We start from the raw sequence: 7093 nt of genomic DNA, 5'->3' as shown, positions 1-7093 counted from the left end.
CTGCAAGTCGGCGAGCGCGGGCAGAACCTGTCCGGCGGCCAACGGCAGAACGTTGCACTGGCGCGGGCACTGCTGCTCAACCCGCCGATCCTGCTGCTCGACGAACCGACCAGCGCCATGGACAACACCGGCGAAGAACGCCTCAAGCAACGTCTGGCCGCCGTGGTTGAAAACAAGACCGTGGTGCTGGTGACGCACCGGGCCTCGCTGCTGTCGCTGGTCGACCGGCTGCTGGTGGTCGACCGTGGACAGATTCTCGCCGATGGCCCGAAAGCCGCCGTGATGGAAGCGTTGAAGAAGGGGCAGATCAGTGTTGCTTAAGTCGGGTGTCAAAGAGTCGATCCGTCGCTACTTCAAGGGTTCTGCCTCGCTGCAGGGCCAGCCGCTGCCGGAGGTCAACAAGGCGCTGATCGAGGACGCCCCGCGCGTCGTGCGCCTGACCATCTGGGCAATCATCGGCTTCTTCCTGTTCCTGCTGCTGTGGGCCAACTTCGCCGTGATCGACGAAGTGACCAAGGGCGACGGCAAGGCGATTCCGTCGTCGAAGATCCAGAAAATCCAGAACCTGGAGGGCGGGATCGTCTCGGAAATGTTCGTCAAGGAAGGTCAGATCGTCGAGGCCGGCGCACCGCTGATTCGTCTGGACGACACGCGTTTTGCCTCCAACGTTGGCGAAACCGAGGCTGATCGGCTGTCGATGCTGTTACGCGTCGAACGCCTGAGCGCCGAGGTTGATGACCGTCCGCTGAATTTCCCCGAGGATGTGCTCAAAGCCGTTCCGGGTCAGGCGAAAAGCGAAGAATCGTTGTACATCAGCCGCCGTCAGCAACTGCACGATGAGATCGGTGGTTTGCAGGAGCAGTTGATCCAGCGGCAGCAAGAGCTGCGCGAGTTCAGCTCCAAGCAGGCGCAGTATCGCCAGCAACTGGGATTGCAGCGCCAGGAAATCAACATGTCCGAGCCGCTGGTGGCGCAGGGCGCGGTGTCGCCGGTGGAAGTGCTGCGACTCAAGCGTGCCGAGGTGGAAACCCGTGGGCAACTGGATGCGACCACGCTGGCGATCCCGCGCGCCGAATCGGCCATCAAGGAAGTCCAGCGCAAGATTGACGAGACGCGCGGCAAATTCCGCAGTGAGGCGCTGACCCAGCTCAACGAAGCCCGCACCGACCTGAACAAGGCCCAGGCTACCGGCAAGGCGCTGGAAGACCGAGTCAGCCGGACGCTGGTCACCTCGCCGGTACGCGGCATCGTCAACAAGTTGCTGGTCAACACCATCGGCGGCGTTATCCAGCCGGGCAGCGACATGGTGGAAATCGTGCCGCTGGACGACACCTTGCTGGTCGAAGCCAAGATCCGTCCGCAGGACATTGCCTTCCTGCACCCGGGGCAGGAGGCGATCGTCAAATTCACCGCGTACGACTACACCATTTACGGCGGGCTCAAAGCCAAGCTGGAGCAGATCGGTGCCGACACCATCACCGACGAAGACAAGAAAACCACCTACTACATCATCAAGGTACGCACCGAGCGCAGCCACCTGGGCACCGATGACAAGCCATTGCTGATCATTCCGGGGATGGTCGCGTCGGTGGATATCATCACCGGCAAGAAATCGGTGTTGAGTTATCTGCTCAAACCGATCATCCGGGCGCGGGCCGAGGCACTGCACGAACGTTAGATTTGCAGCGCGGCGGATGGCCTCTTCGCGAGCAAGCCCGCTCCCACAGGCTTATGTTCCAGCCATGAACCTGTAGGAGCTGCGGCACGCTGCGATCTTTTGATTCTGATTTTAAAAACAAGATCAAAAGATCGCAGCGTGCCGCAGCTCCTACATGGACATCATTAAATCGCCACTTAGTGACACAAATGGTCACTCACCAGCCAGTCCATTCCTCACCATCCGCCATATCGTTATTCATTAACGGTATTTAATTTCCTCTTCTTATAGCTTTAAAGTCATCCCCCTGCGTACCTGCCGACCAATCGGCGCGCCGCACGACCTGAACCGACACGCAATCCAGCGTGAGTGTCTGATCGACGTGCGCGCCCGTGAGCGCGCCGTGCGTGGGAGATTGAAAGATGTCCGCAGCTACTGCCACCCCAAGCGCCGCGACTGCCGCGCCGCAAGCCTTTGAAATCCGCCCGTTCAGCGGTGCCGTCGGTGCCGAAATCATCGGCCTGGACCTGACCCGACCGGTCAACGACCAGGACTTCGCCCGCATCCACCGCGCCCACCTGGATCACCACGTCGTGGTCTTTCGCGACCAGCGCATCACCCCGCAACAGCAAATCGATTTCAGCCGCCGTTTTGGTGTGTTGCAGATCCACGTGCTCAAGCAGTTCCTACTGGCCAATCACCCGGAAATCCTCATCGTTTCCAACATCGTCGAGAATGGCCAGAACATCGGCCTCGGCGATGCCGGCAAGTTCTGGCATTCGGATCTTTCCTATAAGGAGCTGCCGAGTCTCGGCTCGATGCTGCATGCCCAGGAGTTGCCGTCCGAGGGCGGTGACACCCTGTTTGCCGACATGCACAAAGCCTGGGACAACCTGCCCGACGCGCTGCGCAAAGCCGTGGAAGGACGATCGGCCGCGCATTCCTACACCGCGCGTTACAGCGAAACCAAATTCGAAGGCAACTGGCGCCCGACCCTGACCCCGGAACAACTGGCGCAGGTCGCCGAAGTGGTGCATCCGATCGTCCGCACTCACCCGGAAAACGGCCGCAAGGCGTTGTTCGTCAGCGAAGGCTTCACCACCCGCATCGTCGGCCTGCCGGAGGATGAGAGCAAACAACTGCTGGCCGAGCTCTACGCCCACAGCGTGTTGCCGCAAAACATCTACCGCCATCAGTGGCAGCCCCACGACATGGTGTTCTGGGACAACCGTTCGCTGATCCACCTTGCCGCCGGCTGCCCTGCGCACCTGCGCCGCAAGCTGTATCGCACGACCATTCAGGGCGACGCGCCTTTCTGATTTGCCGGAGATTCGATCATGTCCAAACGTCTTCCATTTGCACCGCTGGCGGCGGCCATTGGCCTGGGTTTCAGCCTGATAGCCGGCAGCCTGGTGGCGCCGACCGTGGCCCATGCCGAAGGTGAAATCCGCATCGCCGAACAGTTCGGGATTGTCTATTTATTGCTCAACGTGGTGCGCGATCAGGGCCTGATCGAGAAGTACGGCAAGCAGGAAGGCCTCGACATCAAGGTCGACTGGACGCAGCTCTCGGGCGGCGCGGCGGTCAACGATGCGCTGTTGTCCGGTTCCATCGACATTGCCGGCGCCGGCGTCGGTCCGTTGCTGACCATCTGGGATCGCACCCACGGCAAGCAGAACGTCAAGGCCGTCGCCTCGCTCGGCAACTTTCCGTACTACCTGGTGAGCAATAATCCCAAGGTCAAAACCATTGCCGATTTCACCGAGAAGGACCGCATTGCGGTGCCGGCGGTGGGCGTGTCGGTGCAGTCGCGCTTCCTGCAATACGCCGCAGCCAAACAATGGGGTGACAAGGAATTCAATCGCCTCGACAAGTACACCATCGCTGTACCGCACCCTGATGCGACCGCTGCGTTGATCGCCGGCGGCACCGAGCTGACCGGGCACTTCTCCAACCCGCCATTCCAGGATCAGGCGCTGCAGAACCCGAACGTGCACGTGGTGCTCAACTCCTACGACATCCTCGGCCCGAATTCGCCAACCGTGCTGTTCGCCACCGAGAAATTCCGCAACGAGAACCCGAAAACCTACAAAGCCTTCGTCGAAGCGCTGACCGAAGCCGCACAATTTGCCCAGAACGATAAGGGCGCGGCGGCGGACACCTACATCCGCGTGACCAAGGCCAGGATAGACCGCGCCGAGTTGCTGAAAATCATCGACAACCCGCAATTCGAGTTCAGCGTCACGCCGAAAAACACCTATCCGCTGGCCGAATTCCTCTACCGCGTCGGCGCGATCAAGAACAAACCGGAATCGTGGAAGGACTACTTCTTCCAGGACGCCAAACCGCTGCAGGGGAGCTGATCGAGATGAACGCCCCTTTGCAAGGCCACGCGGCCAGCAACCCGGTCGCCAGTACACAAGCGCTGCTGGCAGTGGATAACGTCAGCCTCGAATACCGCACCCCGCAACGGGTGGTGCGGGCCACGCATCAGGTCAGTTTCGAAATCGATCCGGCGGACCGCTTCGTGCTGCTCGGCCCGTCCGGCTGCGGCAAGTCGACTTTGCTCAAGGCGGCCGCTGGTTTCATTGCACCGAGTGAAGGTGAGATTCGCCTGCAAGGGCAGCGGGTCGAGGGGCCGGGGCCGGACCGGATCGTGGTGTTCCAGGAGTTCGATCAACTGCCGCCGTGGAAAACCGTGAAACAGAACGTGATGTTTCCGCTGCTGGCCTCGCGCACGCTGAAGAAAAAAGACGCCGAAGAACGTGCGCTGCACTATCTGGAAAAAGTCGGTCTGGCGGCGTTCGCCGACGCTTATCCACACACCTTGTCCGGCGGCATGAAGGCGCGGGTGGCGATTGCCCGGGCACTGGCGATGCAGCCGAAAATTCTTCTGATGGACGAGCCGTTCGCCGCGCTGGACGCCCTGACCCGGCGCAAGATGCAGGAAGAATTGCTGCTGCTCTGGGAAGAAGTGCGCTTCACCTTGCTGTTTGTCACCCACTCGATTGAAGAGGCGCTGGTGGTCGGCAATCGCATCCTGCTGCTGTCGCCACATCCGGGGCGGGTACGCGCCGAAGTGCACAGCCATCAATACGATCTGCAAAGCCTCGGCGGCGTGGCGTTTCAGGAGTCGGCGCGGCGCATTCACCGTTTGCTGTTCGATGAAGGCCAGTCACCGGAAACCGAGCGCGACCATGACTTCAACGACATTCGTATCGCTTATTGAGCGTTCTGGAGGATTGCCCGATGAGCCAACCATCGTCCGTACGACACGAGTTTGAAACCGTCCTTGAACCACTGACCAGCGTGCCGCTGGAGCGCGAATTGCCTTTAGGCCAACGCCTGTGGCAACAGGGCTGGTTGCGTAAGAGTGTGATCCTGGTTCTGCTGGCGATTCTCTGGGAAGTGATCGCCCGGGTGCAGAACAACGACTTGCTGCTGCCGAGTTTCCTGCAGACCGGTCATGCGCTGTACGACGGCCTGCTCAGCGGTGAGCTGCTGGGCAAGGTGTGGATATCGCTGGTGGTGCTGATCAAGGGTTACCTGATCGGTATCGTGCTGGCGTTTGCCCTGACCACGCTGGCGGTCTCGACCCAGTTTGGTCGCGATCTGCTGAGCACCCTGACTTCGATGTTCAACCCGTTGCCGGCAATTGCCTTGCTGCCACTGGCCTTGCTCTGGTTCGGCCTGGGGCAGAACAGCCTGATCTTCGTGCTGGTACATTCGGTGTTGTGGGCGCTGGCGTTGAACACTTATGCAGGTTTTCTCGGGGTCTCGGAAACCCTGCGCATGGCCGGGCGCAACTATGGGCTGAAGGGCATGCGTTTTGTGTTGTTCATCCTGATCCCGGCGGCGCTGCCGTCGATACTCGCCGGGCTGAAAATCGGCTGGGCGTTTGCCTGGCGCACCTTGATCGCCGCCGAACTGGTGTTCGGTGCGACCAGTGGCAAGGGAGGGTTGGGCTGGTACATTTTTCAGAATCGCAATGAGCTGTACACCGACAAGGTGTTTGCCGGGTTGGCGGTGGTGATCCTGATCGGGTTGCTGGTGGAGAATCTGGTGTTCGATACGCTGGAGCGGGTGACAGTGAAACGTTGGGGCATGCAGCGCTGATGTGTATTGACTGAGCTGGCCCCATCGCTGGCAAGCCAGCTCCCACAGGAATTGTGGCGTCCACTCATTCTGTGACTGCTGAAAATCCTGTGGGAGCTGGCTTGCCAGCGATGGCGTCCTTACAGCCGCCGCGAAGTTGAGGGATGTTTGCTAGCATTGCACCCGGATCAATCCAGATCAGCCACGAGTGCTCTGCATGCAACTCCCGGACATGAACCTCCTGGTCGCCCTCGATGCCCTGCTCGACGAAGGCAGCGTGGTCGGCGCCGCACGGCGCATGAACCTCAGCCCCGCCGCCATGAGCCGCACCCTGACGCGCATTCGCGAAGCCATTGGCGACCCGATCCTGGTGCGCGCTGGCCGTGGCCTGGTGCCGACCCCCAAAGCCCTCGAATTGCGCGAGCAGGTGCGCGAGGTGGTCGAGCAGGCGGCGCTGCTGTTTCGCTCCGCCGACAGCGTGGAACTGGGCACTTTGCGGCGGCGTTTCAGCATCCGCGCCAATGACTTTTTCATCGGTGTGTACGGCGGCAAGCTGTTCGACACCCTTGACCAGCAGGCGCCGCATTGCGAATTGCGCTTCGTCCCCGAGGGCGATGGCGACGATGAGGCGTTGCGCGAAGGGCGGATTGATCTGAGTGTCAGCAACACCCGTCCGGTGACTCCGGAAGTCAAAGTGCAGAACCTGTTTTCCACGCATTTCGTCGGCCTGGTGCGTGAGGATCATCCACTGCTCGACGGCGAAATCACTGCCGAGCGCTATGCCGGTTACTCGCACATCAGCATGTCGCGCCGTGGCATTGCTCGCGGCCCGATTGATACCGCGTTGAATGCCTTGGGCCTGGAGCGGCGGGTGGCGGTGATTGCGCCAAGCTTCCACGCGGCGATGTTTGCCTTGCCCGATTCCGACCTGATCCTGCCGGTGCCCAAGGAAGCGTTGCTCAGTGTGCGGCGGCTGGGCCTGAAGCTGCGCTCGTTCAATCTGCCGATCCCGTTGCCGACGCTGATGCTGACCCAGGCCTGGCACCCGCGCTTCGACAAGGACCCGGCGCACCGCTGGCTGCGCGAAACGCTGAAGGCCTGTTGCGATGAGACGTGGCTGGCCGCGCAGCCCTGAAGGGCCAAAAGATCGCAGCCTTCGGCAGCTCCTACACGGGAACGCAATCTGTAGGAGCTGCCGAAGGCTGCGATCTTTTGCTTTAAACAGTTGTGTCTGACGCACTTATAACCTGCCAATAAGTCAATTTTCGTCAGCACTAAGCCCGACTAAGATGCTCCGGTATTTTTCCCTCCGGAGCGTGCATTCATGACATCCCTGACCGT

At 60.8% G+C, this 7093-nt stretch carries 7 protein-coding genes; all 7 read left to right on the top strand.

What is annotated here, in order from left to right; translation table 11 throughout:
• A partial coding sequence (locus tag DBR18_RS29525) for an ATP-binding cassette domain-containing protein (protein WP_256588807.1) occupies window positions 1-321 on the top strand: 321 nt, incomplete at its 5' end.
• Entirely contained in the window at window positions 311-1678 is a 1368-nt protein-coding gene (locus DBR18_RS20015) for an HlyD family type I secretion periplasmic adaptor subunit (RefSeq protein ID WP_007961500.1), read from the top strand. The genes DBR18_RS29525 and DBR18_RS20015, both read left to right, overlap by 11 nt.
• Window positions 1679-2079: 401 nt before the next feature.
• Window positions 2080-2976, top strand: a complete 897-nt coding sequence (locus DBR18_RS20010; RefSeq protein ID WP_108591608.1) for a TauD/TfdA family dioxygenase — start codon at window positions 2080-2082, stop codon at window positions 2974-2976.
• Window positions 2977-2994: 18 nt separating this feature from the next.
• A complete protein-coding gene (locus tag DBR18_RS20005) occupies window positions 2995-4020 on the top strand; it encodes an ABC transporter substrate-binding protein (RefSeq protein ID WP_108591607.1) in 1026 nt (341 codons plus the stop codon).
• Between the two features lie 5 nt (window positions 4021-4025).
• On the top strand, window positions 4026-4886 hold the full coding sequence (locus tag DBR18_RS20000) for an ABC transporter ATP-binding protein (RefSeq protein ID WP_108591606.1): 861 nt from the start codon (window positions 4026-4028) through the stop codon (window positions 4884-4886).
• A gap of 20 nt (window positions 4887-4906) precedes the next feature.
• Window positions 4907-5773 carry an ABC transporter permease gene (locus DBR18_RS19995; protein ID WP_108591605.1) on the top strand — a complete coding sequence of 289 codons (867 nt, stop codon included), beginning with the start codon at window positions 4907-4909 and terminating at the stop codon, window positions 5771-5773.
• 196 nt (window positions 5774-5969) lie between these two features.
• Window positions 5970-6887: a LysR family transcriptional regulator gene (locus tag DBR18_RS19990; RefSeq protein WP_108591604.1), complete on the top strand. Its 918-nt coding sequence runs from the start codon at window positions 5970-5972 to the stop codon at window positions 6885-6887.
• Window positions 6888-7093: the final 206 nt, after the last annotated feature.

The organism is Pseudomonas sp. HMWF021 (assembly GCF_003061005.1).
Classification (GTDB): Bacteria; Pseudomonadota; Gammaproteobacteria; order Pseudomonadales; family Pseudomonadaceae; genus Aquipseudomonas.
Note: the sequence above shows the minus strand (reverse complement) of the source record. Positions and strands in the feature narration are given on the sequence as shown.